At 67.6% G+C, this 20,624-nt stretch carries 19 protein-coding genes; 11 read left to right on the top strand and 8 right to left on the bottom strand.

The features are described 5' to 3' along the window. Nucleotides 1–266 precede the first annotated feature (266 nt). Nucleotides 267–863, top strand: coding sequence for a DUF4232 domain-containing protein (locus tag J9611_RS22570; protein WP_211881419.1), 597 nt, complete (start codon nt 267–269; stop codon nt 861–863). 87 nt (nt 864–950) lie between these two features. Here the strand turns inward: J9611_RS22570 and J9611_RS15600 are convergent, their stop codons facing one another. Further along, a complete protein-coding gene (locus tag J9611_RS15600; protein WP_246527888.1) occupies nt 951–2,051 on the bottom strand; it encodes a hypothetical protein in 1,101 nt (366 codons plus the stop codon). A 121-nt stretch (nt 2,052–2,172) separates the two neighbouring features. On the opposite strand from J9611_RS15600, the gene J9611_RS15595 reads away from it, so the two are divergent. From J9611_RS15595 to J9611_RS15585, 3 genes are all read left to right on the top strand, one after another. Then, nucleotides 2,173–4,047: a Na+/H+ antiporter gene (locus J9611_RS15595; RefSeq protein WP_211881418.1), complete on the top strand. Its 1,875-nt coding sequence runs from the start codon at nt 2,173–2,175 to the stop codon at nt 4,045–4,047. Between the two features lie 103 nt (nt 4,048–4,150). Continuing rightward, the gene (locus J9611_RS15590) at nt 4,151–4,405 is read left to right on the top strand and encodes a DUF2630 family protein (RefSeq protein WP_211881417.1); all 255 of its coding nucleotides are present in this window, start codon (nt 4,151–4,153) and stop codon (nt 4,403–4,405) included. Nucleotides 4,406–4,456: 51 nt separating this feature from the next. Further along, on the top strand, nt 4,457–5,443 hold the full coding sequence (locus tag J9611_RS15585; RefSeq protein WP_211881416.1) for a CapA family protein: 987 nt from the start codon (nt 4,457–4,459) through the stop codon (nt 5,441–5,443). A gap of 440 nt (nt 5,444–5,883) precedes the next feature. Here J9611_RS15585 and J9611_RS15580 read toward each other — a convergent pair whose 3' ends face one another. Beyond that, complete coding sequence (locus tag J9611_RS15580; protein ID WP_211881415.1) at nt 5,884–6,948, bottom strand: LLM class flavin-dependent oxidoreductase; 1,065 nt, start codon at nt 6,946–6,948, stop codon at nt 5,884–5,886. A 123-nt stretch (nt 6,949–7,071) separates the two neighbouring features. On the opposite strand from J9611_RS15580, the gene J9611_RS15575 reads away from it, so the two are divergent. After that, entirely contained in the window at nt 7,072–9,240 is a 2,169-nt protein-coding gene (locus tag J9611_RS15575; protein WP_211881422.1) for a transglycosylase domain-containing protein, read from the top strand. Between the two features lie 259 nt (nt 9,241–9,499). Here J9611_RS15575 and J9611_RS15570 read toward each other — a convergent pair whose 3' ends face one another. Next, nucleotides 9,500–10,129, bottom strand: a complete 630-nt coding sequence (locus J9611_RS15570) for a DnaJ family domain-containing protein (protein WP_211881413.1) — start codon at nt 10,127–10,129, stop codon at nt 9,500–9,502. Between the two features lie 11 nt (nt 10,130–10,140). Further along, nucleotides 10,141–10,311, bottom strand: coding sequence for a hypothetical protein (locus J9611_RS15565; protein ID WP_211881410.1), 171 nt, complete (start codon nt 10,309–10,311; stop codon nt 10,141–10,143). A gap of 92 nt (nt 10,312–10,403) precedes the next feature. Between J9611_RS15565 and J9611_RS15560 the strand changes: the two genes are divergently transcribed. Continuing rightward, complete coding sequence (locus J9611_RS15560; RefSeq protein WP_211881408.1) at nt 10,404–10,718, top strand: DUF6221 family protein; 315 nt, start codon at nt 10,404–10,406, stop codon at nt 10,716–10,718. 39 nt (nt 10,719–10,757) lie between these two features. Here the strand turns inward: J9611_RS15560 and J9611_RS15555 are convergent, their stop codons facing one another. Then, a complete protein-coding gene (locus tag J9611_RS15555; protein ID WP_211881406.1) occupies nt 10,758–11,108 on the bottom strand; it encodes a DUF3846 domain-containing protein in 351 nt (116 codons plus the stop codon). Nucleotides 11,109–11,259: 151 nt separating this feature from the next. Between J9611_RS15555 and J9611_RS15550 the strand changes: the two genes are divergently transcribed. From J9611_RS15550 to J9611_RS15540, 3 genes are all read left to right on the top strand, one after another. Further along, entirely contained in the window at nt 11,260–11,901 is a 642-nt protein-coding gene (locus J9611_RS15550) for an NADPH-dependent F420 reductase (protein WP_211881404.1), read from the top strand. An 81-nt stretch (nt 11,902–11,982) separates the two neighbouring features. After that, nucleotides 11,983–13,008, top strand: coding sequence for a matrixin family metalloprotease (locus J9611_RS15545; RefSeq protein ID WP_246527887.1), 1,026 nt, complete (start codon nt 11,983–11,985; stop codon nt 13,006–13,008). A gap of 127 nt (nt 13,009–13,135) precedes the next feature. Further along, complete coding sequence (locus J9611_RS15540; RefSeq protein WP_211881402.1) at nt 13,136–14,608, top strand: S8 family peptidase; 1,473 nt, start codon at nt 13,136–13,138, stop codon at nt 14,606–14,608. A 210-nt stretch (nt 14,609–14,818) separates the two neighbouring features. Here the strand turns inward: J9611_RS15540 and J9611_RS15535 are convergent, their stop codons facing one another. The 3 genes from J9611_RS15535 to J9611_RS15525 form a co-directional block, all read right to left on the bottom strand. Then, nucleotides 14,819–15,034, bottom strand: coding sequence for a hypothetical protein (locus tag J9611_RS15535; RefSeq protein WP_211881400.1), 216 nt, complete (start codon nt 15,032–15,034; stop codon nt 14,819–14,821). Nucleotides 15,035–15,256: 222 nt separating this feature from the next. Further along, nucleotides 15,257–16,450: an aminotransferase class V-fold PLP-dependent enzyme gene (locus J9611_RS15530; protein ID WP_211881398.1), complete on the bottom strand. Its 1,194-nt coding sequence runs from the start codon at nt 16,448–16,450 to the stop codon at nt 15,257–15,259. Nucleotides 16,451–16,609: 159 nt separating this feature from the next. After that, entirely contained in the window at nt 16,610–17,077 is a 468-nt protein-coding gene (locus J9611_RS15525; protein WP_211881396.1) for a MarR family winged helix-turn-helix transcriptional regulator, read from the bottom strand. Nucleotides 17,078–17,168: 91 nt separating this feature from the next. Here J9611_RS15525 and J9611_RS15520 point away from each other — a divergent pair, with 91 nt between their 5' ends. Beyond that, the gene (locus tag J9611_RS15520; protein ID WP_211881394.1) at nt 17,169–18,443 is read left to right on the top strand and encodes a multidrug effflux MFS transporter; all 1,275 of its coding nucleotides are present in this window, start codon (nt 17,169–17,171) and stop codon (nt 18,441–18,443) included. Between the two features lie 296 nt (nt 18,444–18,739). Further along, nucleotides 18,740–20,500: an aa3-type cytochrome oxidase subunit I gene (gene ctaD / locus J9611_RS15515; protein ID WP_246527886.1), complete on the top strand. Its 1,761-nt coding sequence runs from the start codon at nt 18,740–18,742 to the stop codon at nt 20,498–20,500. Nucleotides 20,501–20,624: the final 124 nt, after the last annotated feature.

Raw genomic sequence — 20,624 nt, 5'->3', positions numbered from 1 at the left:
GGTTTCCGTATCAGGCGACGGGAGGACGGACCCCGCACCCGACAGAGGACGAGTGCGGGCCAGCCCAGTCCCAGGCCCGGTGCGGCACCGCCCGGCATGGCACCCTTCACAGGCCTGGCTCGCCCGACGGTCACGAACCGTCCCGGCCCGCCAGGAACCGGAAGGTGTGCGGCTCCCAGGACCGTTCGGGGAGCAAGTACGGGACCAATCCGTACTGATTAGGAACGGTACTGGGGAATCATCTGGGGCTGGATCCCGGCTTTGGTGTGGACGCTGATGGCCCGCCGCCGGCCCAGCATCCGCCAGCCCCGCGACGCACCGGAACGCACCGCCCGCCCGACGCTGGCGCGCACCCTGCTGCTGGGCGCGACGGCTGCCTGCGGCGTGCTGCTCGTGGCGGCCGCGCCGCCAAGGCCGGCCAGGTCCGCCCGGCCCCCTCACCGGTCCCGTCCCAGCCCCCGGTGGTCTACGGCTCGCCGATGGCGGGCCCCTCCCTGCAGGCTCCGGATCCGGCCTGGTGCCGCGGCGAACACGTCACCGTCTCCCTCGGGGAACCGGACGCCGCCACCGGGCACCGGGGCATGCCCGTCCGGCTCGTGAACACCGGCGGCAGTCCCTGCGTCCTCAACTCTTATCCGGATGTCGCCTTCAATGACACCGCCGGATGGGCCATGGAGGTCCTGCTGGTCCGCGGCGGTTCCTTCATGAACGCCATGGCCGGCGCCGGCGACACCCGGGTGGGCACCGTCCTGGTCGCGCTGTTCCCCGGTGCGGTCCGCAGCAGCCTGGCCATGGACCTGGACATGGTGAACGGCGGTTATGTGGCAGTCACAGCCTGGAGCCTGCCCAAGTCCTCCGGTTAGGCAGTCGCAAGAGGACGACGGCGAAACCTCCCGCCGTCGTCCTCTTGCGCGGCACCGCGGGCCCCGACCCCGGACCCGCGTTCGGCGTCAGGACGCCGGGCGGGTGAACGGAATCCGCTCAAAGCTCAGGGCTTCCCGGGTCCCCTCCGGAGTGCTCGTGACCTTGAGCCAGTCCTGGGCGTTGTTTGAGCCGTCCACCGTGACCCGGGTGAGGTTTTTCGCCGGGGCCTGCTGGGCGTAGAAGGCCAGCCACGGGGATCCGGCCGCCAGCGGGTGGTCCTGGTTGAACACGTGGCTGTCGCCGTTGATCAGGTACACCGGGCCGCCAAAGGCGTTCGACTCCTCGATCAGAGTCTGGACCAGCGGCTTGTAGGCGCCGAAGTCAGCCTGCGAAGGGTTCGGAACAGTCGGGTCAAACATGTCGGCCTGGGTCATCACGACGACGGCCCGGTTGCCGTCCCCGCGGGCCTTCCGGAAGGATTCCTTCAGTTCCTGGATGGCCGCCGCCGTCCGTGCACGGACTTCGCTGAGCTGCTCGGCGGTGGGCGCCGTCTTGCCCAGCCCGGACCAGGGCAGCATCGAGTTGTCGCTGCCCGGAATGTTCACGGCGGTGAAGGCGATGTCCTTCTTCTGGAAGCTGACGTTTTCCGGGAAGCCCTGGCGCGCTTGGGACTTGACCCTCATCGGGGCTCCCAGCGTGATTCCGGGCTGCGGGACGAAGATTTCGCGGACCTTCGCCAGGCGTTCGAGCGGGTTGTAGGCACCGTTGTTCGTCCTGTGGCAGTCCGTCCATTCGTTGTCCCCGGGGGTGTAGACCAGCGGCAGCGTGAACGTGTCGAAGTTCTTGCGGATTCCGGCAAAGTACTCGTCGGCGCACAGCGAGGAGCCGTTCTTGATGTCCCCGACATGCCCGACGAAGGACAGTTCCTTATGGGCGTTGATGTCCTGGATGTAGGACGGGAAGGCCTGGATTTCGGCGGCACCGTAGGGGACATCGCCGATCATGGCGAAGCTGAGCGGGCTCCGCGAGCCGTTGTCGCCGTCGTTGCGGCCCGCGGTGCTGTTGCTTTCCTGGCCCTGCCCGCCTGGCGCATTTCCTTCTGTCGCCTGCGCCGGGGCTGCCAGCAGCGATGCCGACATCATGGCGGCGGCGGCGGTGGCCATCAATACACGGTTCAGGGGGTGCATCTCGTTCTCCTCGTTCAGGGCATCCGATTCCTGGACAAGGCTAGGGCGGCGATCCGAACGGAGGGGGTCAGGGAGATGAACTCAGGGCTCCGGCGGTCCCCGCACCTGAAACAATGGTTCCATGGACGTCGCCCTGGGAGTGCTGGCCCTCGTTGCGGTCGTGTGCGCGGGAAGCGCCCTGGGCCGGAAGCTCAATGTCCCGGTACCGCTGCTGCTGGTGCTGGCCGGCGTCGGGTGTTCGTTCCTGCCGTTCGTCCCCAGGATCGAGCTGACTCCCGAGCTGGTCCTCATCGGGCTGCTGCCGCCGCTGCTCTACGCCGCGGCACTGCGGACCTCGCTGTTCGACTTCGGCTCCAACCGGCGCGCCATCGGGCTGCTGTCCGTCGGCTACGTCATCTTCGGCACGGTCGCCGTCGGCTTCGTTGTCAGCTGGCTGTTCCCCGAGATCCCGCTCGCCGCGGCCATGGCACTCGGGGCCGTCGTCGCACCGCCGGATGCCGTCGCGGCGACAGCCATCGCGCGCAAAGTGGGCATGCCCCGCCGGATCGTCAACATCCTGGAAGGCGAATCGCTGGTCAACGACGCCACCGCGCTGGTCTGCCTGCGCGCCGCCATCGCCGCGATCTCCGGAGCCGTCTCTGCCACGGAGATCGCTGCCGGATTCCTGCTTGCCGCCGGCGGCGGCCTGGCGGTCGGCATCGCCGCAGCCTACGTGCTCACGGAGCTCCGCCAGCGGATCCGCAATGTCGCCATCAACACCTCTATCTCCCTGATCGCGCCCCTCGTCGCCTACCTGCCGGCCGAGGCAATCCATGCCTCCGGCGTGCTGGCCGTGGTGGTGACAGGCCTGGTCATGGGCACCAAGGCTCCGTCGATGCCGAACGGGGCCGCGCGGCTGAGCCAGCGCAGCAACTGGAACACCGTCCAGTTCCTGCTGGAGAATGCCGTGTTCCTCCTGATCGGGCTGCAGGTCCGCACCATCATCGAGGGCGTCCGGGATGACTCGCTGGGCGCGGACCGGATCTGGCTCGGCTGCGCGGGGGTGCTGCTGGCCGTGCTGCTCCTGCGTCCGGTCTGGGTGTTTCCGGCAACCTATCTCCCCCGGCTCATCCCGGCCGTCCGCCGGAATGACCCGGCACCGTCCTGGCAGTTCCCGGCCATCGTGTCGTGGGCGGGCATGCGCGGTGTGGTGACGCTCGCGGCCGTCCTGGTCCTGCCGGCGGAGATCGAACACCGCTCCGTCCTGATCCTTGCCGCCCTCGTCGTGGTGGCCGGCACCCTGGCACTGCAAGGCTTCACGCTGCCTGCCCTGGTCCGGTTGCTGCGGGTGCAGGGCCCAGACCCGCGCGAGGACGCCCTGAACCAGGCCTCCCTCATGCAGCTGGCCACGGCCGCGGGGGTGCGGCGCCTGCACGAGCTGCGCACGGACAGCGACCCGCCGGAAGTCGTGGCGATGCTCAAACGCCGGACCCAGGAACGCGGCCTGGCGGCGTGGGAGCGGCTCGGCCGGCCGTCGGCGGAGGCCGCCACGCCCAGCCAGCGCTACGCGCAGCTGCGCCTGGCGATGCTGGAGGCCGAGCGTGCCAAGGTCCTGGAACTGCGGCGCGGCGGCGAGTATGCCCACGAGGTCCTCAGCGAGGTGCTCGACAGGCTCGACGTCGAGGAATCCATGCTCGACGCCAGCCTGGATGAACTGGACATGTCCCCCGGCGGCCGCGGCGAGGGGCTCGCCAGGCCGGGCGGAGTCTGCGAACATCTTGGGTCGGCTCCCGATCCGGCGGTCCCGTCGGACGCCGCCTGCAGGCAGTGCCTCCGGGAAGGCACGACGACGGTGCACCTGCGGATGTGCGTGGCGTGCGGAAACGTCGCCTGTTGCGACTCGTCCCCGGGGACCCATGCCCTCAGGCACTTCCAGGCCAGCGGCCACCCCGTCATGCGGAGCATCGAACCCGGCGAAGACTGGCGGTGGTGCTACGCGGACGAGCTGCTGGGCTGAGCTGCCGGGCTGAGCGCTGGAACGGCTGGAGCGCCCTCTGGTCAGGGCCGGTCAGCGTCCGTAGGCTGGGAAAGGGACCGCCGCCCGACGAGAAGAGGAAACAGTGGACAACCAAGACATCCTGGAACGCATCAAGGCGCTGGTGGAGGAAGAACGCAGCCTCCGCGAGACGGCGGAAGAGTCCAATGAGGTCCAGGCCGGCCGGATCCCCGATCCCCACCGGCTCCGGCAGCTGGAGGAGCAGCTGGACCAGTACTGGGACCTCCTCCGCCAGCGGCGGGCCATGAAAGACTACGGCGGGAACCCCGACGAGGCCCGGACCCGCCCGGCGAAGCAGGTGGAGGACTACACCAGCTGAGCGGCCGGGCCCTCGGACGGGCCGCCCACACCGCAGACGGGCAGGTGCGCCGTGCAGATTGCACTCCTGGGGGACGTCATGCTGGGCAGGCTGGTGAACCAGCGGCTGCGGACAACCGGCCCGGACTATCCCTGGGGAGACACGGGCCCCGTCCTGCGGCAGGCAGACGCCCGCTTCGCCAACCTCGAATGCGTCCTCGCCGACGGCGGCGCACCCGAGCCCGGCAAGGTCTTCCACTTCCGCTCCGACCTGAAGAACGTGGAGGCCCTCCGGCGCGGCGGGATGGATGTGGTGTCGCTGGCCAACAACCACGTACTGGACTTCGGCGCCGACGCGTTCCGGGAGATGCTGCCGGCGCTGGACGCTGCCGGCATCCTGCATGCGGGGGCCGGCCTGGACAGCGAAGCGGCCCGGCGCCCCACGTTGCGGCGGGTGGCGGGGACCGCCGTCGGCTTCATCGCCTTCACCGACAACCAGCCCGACTGGGAGGCTTCGCAGGCCTCGCCCGGCGTCCACTTTGTTCCCGTGGGCGACGGCGGGCGCCGGGTGGCGGAGCTGCTGGAACTGGTCCGCAGGACCAAGACGCACGTCCAGCTGCTGATAGTTTCCGCGCACTGGGGTCCCAACTGGGGTTCCGAGGCCCCGCCCGGGCACCAGGACCTGTCCCGGGCGCTGATAGATGCGGGGGCCAACGTTGTGTTCGGGCACTCGCCGCACATCTTCCGCGGCGTCGGGCTCTACCGGGACCGGCCGATCATCTACAGCGCCGGCGACTTTGTGGACGACTACGCCGTGGACCCGGTTGAACGCAACGACCAGTCTTTCATCTTCATGCTGGAAACCCGGGGAAACGCGCCCCACACGCTGCGGCTGCATCCGACGCTCATCACCGATTTCCAGTCCCGCCTGGCGCGCGGCAGCTCAGGGGAGATAGCCGGACGCATGCAGCGGCTTTGCCAGGACCTCGGCACCCGGAGCCGCTGGAACGCTGCCGGCGGTTTCCTGGAGATCCCGATCGGCCAGGAGCCCGCGCCCTAAACCTGCGGCGAAAAGCAGCCGGGCAGAAGAAATTTCAGAGCCGGCCCTCTTACGATCCGTGCTGTGAAGCCCGGTCACGTGGCCCATCACAGAATCTGCCCTCCCGCAAGCCTCTTTTCTTTAGGCGGCTGTGTGAGACTTGGGCATCGGGCTCAACAGAGACTGTTTATACTCCTGCTGCAAGGCAGGCACTCCAGGGAGTCATGCAGACGTGAACAGTCCGGAACGAGACGAATCCCGCGATCCCGGGGTGCAGGAACACCATGAAGATCGCCCCGATCTGAGCAGTCTTCACATCCGCGAGGACGTCGCAAAGGCAGGCTGCTGCGGCAATGTCCACCTTCCCACTGGCCGCATCTGCATCCAGCCTGAGCGCCACCGGGGCTCGTGCGCGTTCGTGGAGCCGCACGCCGCAGAGGGCATTGCCGTCCGGTAGCCCTTCAGTTTCCCGTGGACGTACCGGTTTCGGCCAGGCCAGCCGCGCCGATTTCCCGGTTCACGGCGGGCATGATTTCGGTGGCGAGCAGGTCGATGGACCGCGCCGTCTCCGCAAACGGCAGGCCGCCAAGCCCGATCTGGGCCATGTACCGGCTGTTGCCGAGGGTCCCGTGGATTTCCAGCAGCTTCTCGATGACCTGCTGGGGGCTTCCCACCAGCAGCCCGCCGCCGGGCTCGGTCCACTCGTCGAAGGTCGCGCGCGGGAAATGGTCCACCGGGCGGGGCATGTTCTGCTCGAAGTAGGCCCGGTAGTAGGGGTAGAACGTGTCGCGCGCCTGCTGCGAGGTGGGCGCGGCATAGAAGTGGCCGCCTGCCCCGACCTGCAGCCCGGCGGCGTCATGGCCGGCGTCGGCAGCGCTCTGGCGGTAGAGCTCCACGAGGCGGCGGAACCGGGCGGGGCCGGACAGCAGCGCAACGAACAAGGGCAGTCCCAGCCGCCCGGCGCGGGCAAAGCTCGCCGGCGTGCCGCCGACGCCGACCCAGACCGGAAGCTTGTCCTGCACCGGCCGCGGGGCGATGTCCAGCCCGGCGAGGCTCTGGGTCAGCTGTCCCTGCCAGTCCACGACGGCGTGGTCCCGGAGTTCCAGCAGCATGCGCAGCTTCTCGTCGAAGAGCGCGTCGTAGTCTTCCAGCTTGTGGCCGAACAGCGGATAGGACTCCACGAAGGCGCCCCGGCCGGCGATGATCTCGGCCCGCCCGTCGGAGATCAGGTCCAGGGTGGCGAACTGCTCGAAGAGCCGCACCGGGTCCTGGGTGGAGAGCACGGTGACGGCGGTGCTGAGCCGCAGGTTCTTGGTTTCCCGGGCGATCGCGGCCAGCACGATTTCGGGGGCGGAGAGGGCGAAGTCGCGCCGGTGGTGCTCCCCGAGCCCGAGGAAGCCCAGACCGGCCTGGTCGGCCAGCTTGGCCAGTTCGATGATCTCCTTCACGCGCTGCTGTGGGGACAGCGCGCTGCCGGTCCTGATGTTGCGGGAAAGCTCGCCAAAGGTAAAAATGCCAAAGTCCATATTGATTGAACATTCAAGTATTGAATTTCATTCCCCCGGAGAATCGGTTCCCGCGGTCTGGCACTTGAGTGGCCTTCCGGCGTATTCTGAATCCACGTTTCGAGCGTGATGGCTGGACAGAAAATGGCGCCGCAGAACCGAATAGGATCCCGTCTGGCCGCGGCCCTCTGGAGGGTCCTGGGATTCTCAATCATGAGCGCGATCTGCGGCGTGCTGGCCGCCAGCCTGGTGGTCCCCGGTGTCGCTGCTGCCGCCCTTGCCGTGAGAACTTCGATTACATTCTTCAATGACCTCCCCTCTGAGCTGACGGTTGATTCGCCGTCGCAGTCAACCAAGGTGCTGAGCGCGGACGGGAAGCCGATCGCCACCTTCTATGCGGAGAACCGGGTGAAGGTCGGGTTGGACAAGATGTCCCCGTACATCAAGGACGCGATTGTCGCGATCGAGGACAGCCGCTTCTACCAGCACGCCGGTGTGGACCCGCAGGGGATTCTCCGGGCGCTGGCGTCCAACCTGGCCGGCGGCGGCCGGCAGGGCGCATCCACGCTGACCCAGCAGTACGTCACCAATGTGGTCAATGAGTCCCTGCTGTCGGCGAACCGGGGCGATCAGGTCATCCTCAGCGGGCAGAAGAATGTCCTCGACAAGCTGCGCGAGATGAAGCTCGCCCTCGAACTGGAGAAGAAGTACACCAAGGACCAGATCCTCGAGGGCTACCTCAACATCGTGTTCTTCAACCGGGACGCCTACGGCATTGAGGCCGCAGCGCGGCATTTCTTCAGCACCACGGCCAAGGACCTCACCCTGCCTCAGGCCGCCCTTCTGGCCGGGCTGGTTAACAGCCCCACCTTCTATGATCCGTCGGTCCATCCGGAAAACTCCATCAAGCGGCGCAACCAGGTCCTGGAGGCGATGCTCCGCCAGGGCAAAATCACCCAGGCTGACCATGACGCCGCGGTCGCCAGCAGCGTCGAGCTGAAGATCGCTCCCGCGAAGCAGGGCTGCGCCGCCGCGGACATGGCGCCGTACTTCTGCGACTACGTTTCCCACCTCATCCTCAACAACCCGGCGTACGGCGTCGACGCCGCCGACCGCGAGAAAAGGCTGTACCGCGGCGGCCTGACCATCACCACCACACTGGACAGCAGGCTGCAGGCCCCCGCGCAGGCACAGGTCGATGCCACCGCCGGGGCCAACCCGGACAAGTGGGGGGCTTCCCTGGTATCGATCCAGCCCGGCACCGGCAAAATCCTGGCCATGGCGCAGAACACGGTGTTTCTTCCCGATCCCGGGAAATTCGACACGCAGCTGAACTTCAACGTCGATTCCAAGGACGCCAGCGGCAATGACCTGAACGGCGCCGGCGGGTTCCAGCCCGGGTCCACCATGAAACCGTTCACGTTCGCGGAATGGCTCAATGAGGGCAAGTCCCTGGTCGCCGAGGTGGATGCCTCCCGGCGGACCTATCCGCTGGACTTTCCCTGGAGGTCCAGCTGCGGAAAGGTCCTCGGCGCCTACGCTACGGCGCAGAAAGCCCTCGGCGCCGCGGACGACCTCCAGAACAACGATGCGGGCTATTACCGCATGATGCCCGTCAATTACGGGCTCTACAACTCCATCAACACCGCCACCTTCGCCGAGGCCGCCCAACTGGACTTCTGCGGCATCCAGAAAATAGTCGACACCGTAGGGCTCCACAGCGGCGTGGACAACGCCCCGGTGAACATGCTTCAGCTGGGCAACCTGCTGGGTGCCATTGGCGTGGCGCCGCTCCACCTGGCCAACGCGTTCGCCACGTTCGCCAATGACGGCAAGTACTGCACCCCGATCGCCATTGCGGACGTGACCGATGCGGCGGGCCGGAAGCTTCCGGCCGAGACCAGCAGCTGCCGTGACGCCGTCAAGCCCGAGGTTGCCCGCGGCGTGAACTCCGTGCTCCAGGACGTGCTGAAACGGGGGTCCGGCATCTACATCGCACCCAAGGTCCAGGACAAGGTTCCGGTGGCGGCAAAGACCGGCACCTCCAACAACAACGGCGCGACCTGGGTGGCCGGCTACACCACCGGCCTTGCCACCGCTTCCTTCTTCGGCGACACCCTGGAAGGCCAGAAACGGCCCGGCCAGAACATCACCATCAACGGCAAGTTCTACAAGAACATCGACGGTTACATGCTCGCCGGCCCGCAGTGGGCGAACTACATGCTGCAGGTCGCCGGACTCTACCCGGCCGCCGCCTTTCCCCCGCCGCCCGAATCCATGACCAAGCCGCCGACGCCGGCCCCGGCACCATGACGAAGAGGCCCCGTTAACGTTCCCGAAACAAACCTGACACGCCATCTTCACGCAACGGCCGTTCTTGAAACCTGGCGTGGACCGCTCCGAGCACGCCGAGAGCGCCTACTGCTTCGCAGAACTGGGCCTCAGCCGCTTCAGCCCCTTCCATCCTCATGTGCCTGCACCCGCGGAGCCGCAGCAGGTGAAAGAAGATGCGTACGCCTAAGGCGCGTCGCCTCCCGTCCGGGCGGCGCGCAGCCCGGAGCGTCCGGGCGGCCTAGCTCCAGATGCGCCGCCACCAGCGGCGTTCGGGTCCAGGCTCCGGCGGGTCCGGGGTGGCGTCCACGGCGGCCCGGCGCTCGTGCCAGCGTTGCACTTCAACGTCGACGTCGCGGGTTTTCGTGACCACGGGCGGGCCGCCCTGGAGCTGCCGACGGGCATCGATCACGCGTGCGTTGAAGTCCTCGACGATGTCGCGCACCTGCTTTTCCGAATACCGGGCGTCGAGCCGGGCATCCAGTCCTGCGTCCTCGGTGCGGAGGAGGATGGCTTTCGGGCCCAGCCCGCTGATGTTCTCGCGCTGGATCAGGCCCTTGACCCACCAGTCGGGGTCATAACCCTCCCCCAGTCCGGGAATCGGTTTGCCGGCGTATTCCAGGTTGTCGAATTTCCCCCGCGCCATGGCGTCCCGGATCAGGTATTCGGCCCTGGCGGCATCATCGACCTTATTTCGTTTCTGCCGGACTTCTTCCCCGGCGGCCGCCAGCTCCGGGTCCTCCTGCACTGTCCCGCCGGCGGCCGCCAGCTCCGGGTCCTCCTGCACTGTCCCGCCGGCGGCCCGGAAGGCCCGGAACTCCGCGGCACGCTCCACGCGGCGTTTGAACTCGCCCGCTGCCCCGCCCGTCATTGGTCCCACCGTCAGCTTCCCGTTTCCTCGGGTTTCCCGCGGGCGGTTTTTTCCTCGGGCGTTGAGTGATCGGTGTCCGGGATAAAGTCCGGATCCACCTCGGTGGACAGCGGCTCCGCCCGGAATCCGCTGGCACTTTCCGTCTCGTCCGGGACCGGGACCTCATCCGGGTTTTTGCTCATGTGACAACGGTAGGCCTGCCGGGAATAGGTGTCGAGAACGCGCCTGACGTCGGCATCGAGCAGCTGCCCCAGGGACCGCGTACGCTCGGTCTGTGGACATTGTTGAGTTCCTCTCCGCACGGATCAAGGAGGACGAGGCGGCGGCGCGAAGACTCCTGCTCGACAGGTCCGTCTCCGAGTCCGGCCAATGGTACGAGCGCCGCCTGCTGCTGGAGTGCGAGGCCAAGAAGAGGCTGATCCATATCGTGGAATCGGCCCGGCAGTCCGCCCTGGCTTCGATGGTCAGCGACCCGGACGGGGACGGACAGTGGATTCCGCAGTCCATCGGCTGGATGGCCGAGTCCCTCAATGCCCTCGCACTGCCCTACTACGACCATCCGGACTTCGAGCAGGGCTGGCTTCGGTGAGCAGTCCTGCGCCCGGCCGGTCCGGCCGGGCGGCCCACCCTAGGCTGCCAGGGGCGCGCCGAACAACGCGGTAGCCCGGCGGATGAGATAGTCCGGCACGTCGGCCTCGGCGCCGTGCAACGCGTGGCCGAGGAAAACTGCGGTGCCCCGGGCCGCATCGGCGAGGTCCAGGCCGCACTCGTGCATCAGCTGGGCGGCCCGCAGGTTGGGCGGCAGGTTACTGATCCTGCCGACCGAGTTGAAGTAGATATGCCAGTCGCCGCGGGCGACCCAGTCCACGTCTCCCCCGACCAGCCGCCGGAGGTTCGCCAGGCTTGGCTCGAACGACTCCACCCGGAGCGGCTGGTTGAGCTGGTCCGGAACTATCAGTGCAATACAAGTTGTGCTCATCGTACTTTCCTCTATATGGAGTAACCGAGCCGGGGCGGGATTCGTTCCCGGGGATGCTGAAAGCCGCCGCGGACGACGGCGGCACGCCTCCGCCGTCGTCCTCCCGCGTAACCGTGGAAATATCCGGGCCCGGCACGCTGTTGGCGCCGGTATGACAACAATCGGAATCATCGGTGCAGGACACATTGGCAGCCAGATCGCCCGCAAGGCGGTGCAGCTGGGCTATGAAGTCGTGATCAGCAATTCCCGGGGACCGGAAACGCTGGCGGACCTCGTCGCGGAACTGGGACGGCATGCCCGGGCCGCGACGGCCGCCGAAGCGGCGGCGGCCGGCGATTTCGCCGTCGTCACTGTCCCGTTCAAGAGCCTCGCGGACATCCCCGTGGAGCCGCTGGCGGGCAAGATTGTGATCGACACCAACAATTACTACTGGGAACGCGACGGCCACGTCCCCGCCCTCGACAACGGCGAGGCCACCAGCTCGGGGCTGCTGCAGGAACACCTTCCCACCTCCAAGGTAGCCAAGGGATTCAACCACATCATGTCCACCCAGATCACCACCGATGGCACCCCTGCTGACACGCCCAACCGCCGGGCGCTTGCCACGGCGAGCGACTACCCCGAGGCGGGCGAGCTGGTGGCGAGGCTCTACGACGAGTTCGGCTTCGACACGGTCACCATCGGCCCGCTGTCCGAGAGCTGGCGCGTGGAGCGGGACCGCCCGGCGTACGTCGTCCGGCAGAACGCTGTCGAACTCACCGAGAACCTGGCCAAGGCGCCGCGCACCATCTGAATCCAGGCACCTCGTCATCCCTTCCCCTAAGCTGGGGTCATCCATCCGGGGAGATGGGGTGTGCAGCGATGGGGGACACTGTTGCGTTCGAATTCCGGCAACCGGGACGATCCGTCCCCGGCACATTTCGGCGCGGCCGACGACGGCAGGCCAGGGACCGTGCGGCGTTCCGCCAGCGGACGCATCCCGCAGTGGGCGATCGATGAGGCCCTGGAACAGATGGACGTTCCTTCCCCGTGGCGTGGCGCCCCTGTCCCCGGCAAGAACGTGGAGAGGCCGGCTTCCCGCGCCCGCACGAAGCGTTCCGCCGGCGCGCGGCGCCGGGGCAGGAGATCCGGCACGGTCCTCGGCGTTGCCCTCGTCGTGGGCTTGTATTTCAGCCCTGCCCTGTTCGAGCGGTTCGTCCTGCCGGCAGTCCGGCCATACCTGCCGGGTGCCACCATGCCGCCACCAGGGGTCGAGGCCGCGCAGTCCCCGCTCGGCCGCCCGCCCGCGGGCACGGGGTCACGTGCCTACTCGCTTCAACCGTCCCCGGACCCGGGCCAGCCCTTCGTCGCCTACGATCCGTGCCGGCCGGTCCACTACGTCGTCCGGCCCGACAACGCGCCTCCCGGCTCAGACCAGCTGATCCGGCAGGCCATTGCCGAAGTCTCCGCCGCAACCGGATTGCGGTTCCAGGACGACGGAGCCACGTCCGAGGCCCCCAGCGAGCACCGCACAACCTACCAGGACGACCGCTACGGCAAACGCTGGGCACCGGTGCTGATCGCATGGTCCAACCCCGAGGAAACCCCGGGCCTCGCGGGAAGGATTGCCGGGCTGGGCGGCAGCGGCTATGCGCAGGCTCCCGGACATCCGCTGGTGCTGGTGGCGGGCCAGGTGGCACTGGATGCACCGACCCTCGCAGACGCCATGCACCGGCCGGAAGGGCCCGCCCATGTCCGCGCCGTCATCATGCACGAGCTGGGCCACGTCGTCGGGCTCGACCATGTAGCCGACCCCAGCCAGCTGATGAACGCCGAGAACTCCGGTCTCACGGACTTCGCCGCCGGTGACCGCGCCGGCCTGGCCCTGCTGGGAAGCGGAACCTGCGTCCCGCAGCTGTAAGCAGCCGTGCAGCGAGCGCGCGGAACCATTTCCAAGTTTTTCCCAAGGTCCGGGCTTAAAATGCGGGCGGAGGCTTAAGATTGGCCGGGGGGCACTCGCCAGCGAAGACGCTTAATGGGAGGCCACGATGTTCAGCCAATTCCGCCAGCCATCATCATCGCAGCCAGCAACCGTCGCCGCCGGTCTGCGCAGCCACCGGCCCACGGACGTGGCCCGCCCGCCGACGGACAGATCATGGTCCCGCCGGGTCCTGGCCGGCCTGGCGGCAGCGGCCCTGACCATTGGCGGCGGGATCGCGGCCGCCGCTCCCTCAGGCGCCGCGGAGCCGAAGCAGGACTACATCGTTGTCCTCAAGGACAGCGCCGTGGACCCCGCTGCCACCGCCGCGGCCCACCAGAGCACGTACGGGTTCACGACGTCGGGGATCTACCGGGACGCCGTGAGCGGCTACGCCGCCACGATGACGGCGGCCGAAGCCCAGCGCGTCCAGGCTGATCCCGGCGTCGACTTCGTCACCATGGGCCGGAAATTCCACAAACCGCGGGACGCCGAACCGCCCAGCACCCAGGTGACTCCGCTGTGGCGGCAGCGCATCGGGGGCGCCGCGTCCGAGGGCGGCAGCACCAGGGCCGGTGACGGCGGCCATGATTCAGCCGACGTCAACGTGGCGGTCATCGACAGCGGGATCGATGCCACCCACCCGGACCTGAACGTGCGGGGCGGCATCGACTGCACCTCCGGCTCGCCCGTCACGGTGACCCCCGTCGATGTCCTGGGCCACGGCACCGCCGTGGCCGGCGTCATCGGCGCCCGGAACAACCGCACCGGCGTGATCGGGACCGCACCCGGCACCCCGCTGTGGTCCGTCCGTGTGGTCGATGACGCCGGTTTGATCTCCGAGCAGAGCATGATCTGCGCCATCGACTGGGTGACATCCACGCGCCGGGACAAGGACCGGCACAACGATATCCAGGTGGCCAACATCAGCATCGCCGGCCCCGGCACCGACACGGACAACTGTGGCAAGGGCACGGACCCGATGCACTACGCCATCTGCCGCTCGGTCAGCGCCGGAGTTGCCTACACCGTGGCTGCGGGCAATGCCGGTATGGATTTCGCCGGAACGGTGCCGGCCACGTACGACCAGGTGCTGACTGTGACGGCCATGGCGGATTTCGACGGCCGGCCGGATGGGCTGGCGGCACCCGTCTGCGGGACCCAGGCCTGGGGCGCCGCCTATGGGCAGAAGGATGACCAGCCGGCGTTCTTCTCCAACTTCGCCACCCAGCCGAAGGACAAGGCCCACACGGTCGCCGCCCCAGGCGCCTGCATGCTGTCCACGGCGCCGCTGTCCAAAGCGCCGGGCGGCACTGCCGTCATGGACGGGACCAGCTTTGCCAGCCCCGCCGTGGCAGGATCGGTGGCCTTGTGCATCAGCCGCGGGGAATGCGAGGGCTCGGGCCAAGCCGTGATGGAGAAGTTCCTGGACGTGACCAAGGACTACAACAGGGCCCACCGTGACTACGGTTTCGGCGGCGATCCGATCCGCCCGATCGACGCGCACTACTACGGGTACCTGACCCAGGTCGCCAATTTCTGATCAGGACGTCGCCGGCGGAAAACACACCAATGGAGGGTGAAACCGGCGCAGGCGGTGGACGGGCGCCCCGTTCCGGGCCGGCAGCGTTCCTTGAGGGTGGACCAGCCCTTCACCCAAGAGGACGACGGCGGATATTCCCGCCGTCGTCCTCTTGCCTTGCAGCGGGCGAGTTAGTGCCCTGCCGCGGATCTACGCACCTGCGCTACGAATTCACCAGGCCTGGTGTTCGCGGGTCAGGCCGAAGGGGACGGCATCGCTGACGGCGATGGTGAAGGAATCGTGGCCGTGGCGGGTGACCAGGATGCCGCGGTGCTCGTGCATGGCCCTCGCCTGGGCGAGCGTCACTGCATCATTGAGTTGACGGTCCATGCTGGCGCGATCGGTGGCGGTGATCGTCAGGGGCAGTTCAGGGGTGATGGTTGTCATCGGTCTATCCTTGAGTTGGCTCGGTGGAGATCGGGGAAGATCCTTGCGCTCTGCTCGCGAGCTGACCAGACCCCACGCCGGCGCCGCTCGTCTGACATCAACAGTAGCGGCATGGCAATTTTTTGGCAATCGATTGCCGCCCATCTTTTTCCCCCGCATCGACGGGCGGAAGCAGACCCCGCTCAAGCTATCGGCTCCGCTGTCCCGGCGCCGGTCCGTCCTTCATCCGCCACGCACTGATGAGGAGCCAAACGGTCCAGACCAGGCCCCGTTTTGAAGAGCCTCGACCGCCTCGAGGGCCAGCCGGACGTCCGCCATCCCGTTGTAGAGGTGGGGAGAGATTCGCACGCGCTTGTCGCCGGTCCAGGCAAGCACCCCGTGGGCCTCGAGGCCGCGGCGCCACCGGCTCTCGTCGTCGACGTTGAAGGCGACGATGCCCGCGCGTTTGCCGGAGTCCGCAGGGGTGAGCATGCCCATTCCCCGGGCGTCCAGCTCCGTCCACAGGACATCCGTGAGGGCACGCACGTGGCTTTCGATTCTGGCCAGTCCGCTGGCGCGAAGGTAGTCGATGCCGTTTCCCAGGATCTGCACGCACAGGGCCGCAGGATTCCCCAGTTCGAAGCGCCGTCCGTCCCGGACCGGCGTCACCGTGGTGTCCCGGACGTCGGCGTCGACCCACGCGGCGGACGTCCACCCGGACTCCCGCGGCTGCCAGTCCGGCTGCCGTTCCGCATTGCAGTACGCGATTCCGGCGCCGTGCGTGCCCAGGGCCCACTTGTAGCCGCACGAGAACGCGAAGTCGGTCAATGTGATGTCGAAGTCCGCCACGCCGAGGGCCTGGGACACGTCCACAACCAGCATCGCCCCGCACGAGTCCGCAATCGCCCGGTACTCGCTGAGGTCGATCAGTTCGCCGGTGTAGTAGGAGACCAGGCTGGTCACGATGGCCCGGGTATGGCCGTCTACGGTGTCGGCGTAGCGCTGCGGATCCATCAGGTGGTCCGGGCTCGTGACGAGACGGATCTCCAGGTCCGTGCCGGTCCGCCACGGAAACAGGTCGGAGGGGTATTCCCATTGCGGCATCACGATGTTTCCCCCGGCGGCGTCGATGCTGCGGGCCACCATGTTCACGGCCTGCGCGACATTCTGCGGGAACCCCAGCTCCGCGGCCCGGCACCCGAGCAGGGCCGCCAGCGAATCCGCCGCCCGTGACACCTTGGCGTAGATGCGTTCACGCCCTCCCATCCCCCGGGCCTTGTCCTGCATGAATTCGCTGAACACGGCCGCCTGCGAGGCGAGCATGGGCGTCTCCCCCGCGGCCGCCAGATGGCACAGCCCGGGAAGCCCGGCGAAATCACCCGGGCTGACAAGGGGTGGCACCCCCGGGTCCGGGACACCGTTCTGCTGCTGGGACACGCCGCCGCACCTCCTCCGGAGCTTCGGCCTCCCACCGCCAGGTGATCGGCCGACGCTTCAATGCTGGCCTCGGTCCCTGCCGGGCACAAGGGGCAGCGGGAACGACGGCGGGACGTCCCGCCGTCGTCGATCGCGGTGCGCCGGGGGCGCCCATCCGTGTCAGGGCGCGGCCGCCAGTCCGGTCCGAAGTTCCACTTCGAGGGCCGCGAGGGCCTCTGCCGCGTCAAGGATGGCGTTCACCTGATCTGCCGGAAGCCGCATCATGGCCGCGCTGATGGAACCGGACCAGGCTTCCGCCACTAGCCTTTTGTTCTTCAGCGCAGCCTCGGTGGGATACAGCAACGCCAGCCTGCGGTCAGACGGACTGGATTTCCGGCGGACCAGGCCGCGGTCGACCAGTGCCCTGACGGCCGCACTGGCATTGCTTTGACGCAACCCCAACGCAGCGGTGAGCTGCGAAACGGTCATCCCGGGTTCCGCAATGACGCGCTTCAAAACGGCCAGTTCCGAAGCGGGCAGCGGATCGAGACCGGCAGCCGAGGGCAGAACGCGGTGGATCGTCCAGGCGAGGGTATGGAGCTGGGAGCCCAAGTCCTGCAATCGAAGGTCGCCGGTGGTCGTTGTCATGGTCCCAGCTTAACCCATATATTGACATATATATAGATTCATAAGTACAGTGCTCGCGGACCATCACTCCCCTCCTGGTTAGGAACCACCTGTGACCACAACATCCCCGCGGGGCGCCGCCCAGCTGCCGGGCCTGGTGATCGCGGTCCTGGCCCTGCTGACCGCCGTGAGCCCGCTGTCCACCGACATGTACCTGCCCGCCTTCCCGCAGATGGCGACCGATCTCGGAGCCTCGGCCACCGGCATCCAGCTGACGCTCACGACCTTTCTCGTCGGCCTGGCGCTCGGCCAGCTGGTCATCGGCCCCCTGTCCGACGGCACGGGACGGCGCAAGCCGCTGATCATTGGTGCCGCGATCTGCCTCCTGGCCAGCATCGCCACTGCCGTTGCCCCGACCATTGAATTCCTCATCGTGGCACGCTTCATCCAGGGCTTCAGCGGCGCTGCCGGCGTGGTCCTGTCCCGCGCCATCATCGCCGACTCCGCCAAGGGCGTCCGCGGCGCCAAGCTGCTGGGCCTGATGATGATCATCGGCGGCATCGCCCCGGTTCTGGCCCCGGCGCTCGGGGGCGCCATCATCGCCGGGCTGGGTTGGCGCGGCGTCTTCTGGGTTCTCGCGTTCATGGTCGCCCTGATGTTCGTCGCCGTGCTGTGCTTCATCAAGGAATCCCTTCCGGCATCCGGGCGGCAGTCCGGCGGCGTGAAGGCCATGTTCCGCAGCGGCCGGGCCGTGCTCTCGAACCGGAACTATGTGGGCTACCTGGTCACGTTCTGCTTCGCTTTCGCTGCCATGTTCGCCTACATCTCGGCGTCGCCGTTTGTCCTGCAAAACATCCTGGGCCTGTCCCCCGGTACGTACTCGCTGGTCTTCGGCGTCAATTCCCTGGCCATCATGATCTCCGCCATCATCGCCACCCGCCTGGCGGGCCGCGTCGCCTACCGCAAGATGCTCGGCGGCGGCGTCATCGCGCTTCTCCTCGCCTCGGTGGCGCTGCTGGCGGTCGTCATGACCGGTGTGTCCATGTTCCCGACCCTCGTGCTGCTCTTCGTCTTCCAGGGTTCCGTGGGGTTCATCTACGGCAATGCCACAACCCTGGCCCTCGGGGAAGCCAGCCACCACGCCGGCACCGGTTCGGCCTTCCTCGGAGCCTTCCAATTCGTCCTCGGCGCCGTCGTCTCGCCGCTCGTCGGCCTGGCCGGCGACCACGACGCCCGCCCCATGGGCATCGCCATGGCCGTGGCCGCCGCCATCTCCGCCGCGGCGTTCTTCCTGCTGACCCGCGACCGTTCCGCCAGTGCAACAGGAACGGGCAGGCAGCCCGCACAGACTCAAGCTGTAGAAGCGGCGGAAGCGGCTGCACGCTGACATCTGCCGCCACTCCGGATGAGGGAGGAGCCGGCAGGCACCCCGGTGTGAACCGGCCTGTTGCGATCCGGCCTGTTGCGATCCGGCCTGTTGCGATCCGGCCTGTTGCGATCCGGCCTGTTGCGATCCGGCCTGTTGCGATCCGGCCTGTTGCGATCCGGCCTGTTGCGATCCGGCCGGCGAGCCTATCATATGGGGACAGGCCTGCCGGTGAACCGGCGCGGAGGGCCGCCTCAGTGTGAGGGTGCAGAGCGCCAGACCCGCCCGGCCGGTACCCATCCTCAGAGTAAGGGGAGATGAAATTGGCCACATATGAATACTCATCCCCGGCCGCCACGGCCGCGGCAGCCCCGATTGTGGTGCCGGAGCGCAAAGGCAGCATCGTCGTCAAGTGGATCACCTCGACGGACCACAAGACCATCGGATACCTATACCTGATCGCGTCCTTCGTGTTCTTCTGCCTGGGAGGGGTGATGGCGCTGCTGATCCGTGCCGAGCTGTTCGAGCCCGGCATGCAGATCCTGCAGACCAAGGAACAGTACAACCAGCTGTTCACCATGCACGGCACCGTCATGCTGCTCATGTTCGCGACGCCGCTGTTCGCCGGCTTCACCAACGTCATCATGCCCCTGCAGATCGGTGCGCCCGACGTCGCCTTCCCGCGGCTGAACGCGCTGGCCTTCTGGTTCTTCCTCTTCGGCTCCACCATCGCCATGTCCGGGTTCATCACCCCGCAGGGCGCGGCGTCGTTCGGCTGGACCGCCTATGCGCCGCTGAACAACACCACGTTCACCCCCGGGATCGGCGGGGACCTGTGGGTCTTCGGCCTGGCGCTGTCCGGCTTCGGCACCATCCTCGGCGCGGTCAACTTCGTCACCACGATCATCTGCATGCGCGCCCCGGGCATGACGATGTGGCGCATGCCGATCTTCACCTGGAACGCGATGGTCACGTCCATCCTGGTCCTGATGGCGTTCCCGCCGCTGGCCGCGGCACTGTTCGGCATCGGCGCGGACCGCCGCTTCGGCGCGCACATCTACGATCCCGAAAACGGCGGCGCCATCCTCTGGCAGCACCTGTTCTGGTTCTTCGGCCACCCCGAGGTCTACATCATCGCCCTGCCGTTCTTCGGCATCGTGTCCGAGATCTTCCCGGTCTTCAGCCGCAAGCCGATCTTCGGCTACAAGGGCCTGATCTACGCCACGATCGCGATCGCCGCCCTGTCCGTCACCGTGTGGGCCCACCACATGTACGTCACCGGCTCGGTCCTGCTGCCGTTCTTCTCCTTCATGACCATGCTGATCGCCGTGCCCACGGGCGTAAAGTTCTTCAACTGGATCGGCACCTTGTGGGGCGGCTCGATCACGTTCGAGACCCCCATGCTGTGGAGCATCGGCTTCCTGGCCACGTTCCTCTTCGGCGGCCTGACCGGTATCATCCTGGCCTCACCGCCGCTGGACTTCCACGTCTCGGACACCTACTTCGTGGTGGCGCACTTCCACTACGTGGTCTTCGGCACCGTGGTGTTCGCGATGTTCGCCGGCTTCTACTTCTGGTGGCCCAAATGGACCGGCAAGATGCTCAACGAGCGGCTCGGCAAGATCCACTTCTGGATGCTGTTCCTGGGCTTCCACGCCACCTTCCTGATCCAGCACTGGCTGGGCGTCAGCGGCATGCCCCGCCGCTACGCGGACTACCTGCCGCAGGACAACTTCACCTGGATGAACCAGTTCTCCACCTACGGTTCCTACCTCCTGGGCGCCTCGCTGATCCCGTTCCTCTGGAACGTGTACATCACCTGGCGCAGCAACGAACGGGTCGAGGTCGATGACCCGTGGGGCTTCGGCGCCTCGCTCGAGTGGGCCACGTCCTGCCCGCCGCCGCGCCACAACTTCACCTCGCTGCCGCGCATCCGTTCCGAACGCCCGGCCCTGGACCTGCACCACCCCGAACTCCGGGTCCGCTCGCACGAGACAACCCACTCGCCTGCGGCGGAAGTTCTCGGCGCAGCCGATATCGGCGAAAAGGATGTCCGCAGCCCCAACCCGGACGAATAATATCCGGACGTCCGGCGCTGCCGCCCCGCTGCAGGAACGGGCGCTGTCGGCACCACAGCCTGCCGCTCCGCCACAGGGCGGACCAGCCGCCGTCGGGAGCGCCGCCTGATCATCTGCAGGGCGC

Origin of the sequence: Pseudarthrobacter albicanus, from assembly GCF_018224015.1 — a bacterium.
In the GTDB taxonomy this organism is placed as follows: domain Bacteria; phylum Actinomycetota; class Actinomycetes; order Actinomycetales; family Micrococcaceae; genus Arthrobacter; species Arthrobacter albicanus.
Note: the sequence above shows the minus strand (reverse complement) of the source record. Positions and strands in the feature narration are given on the sequence as shown.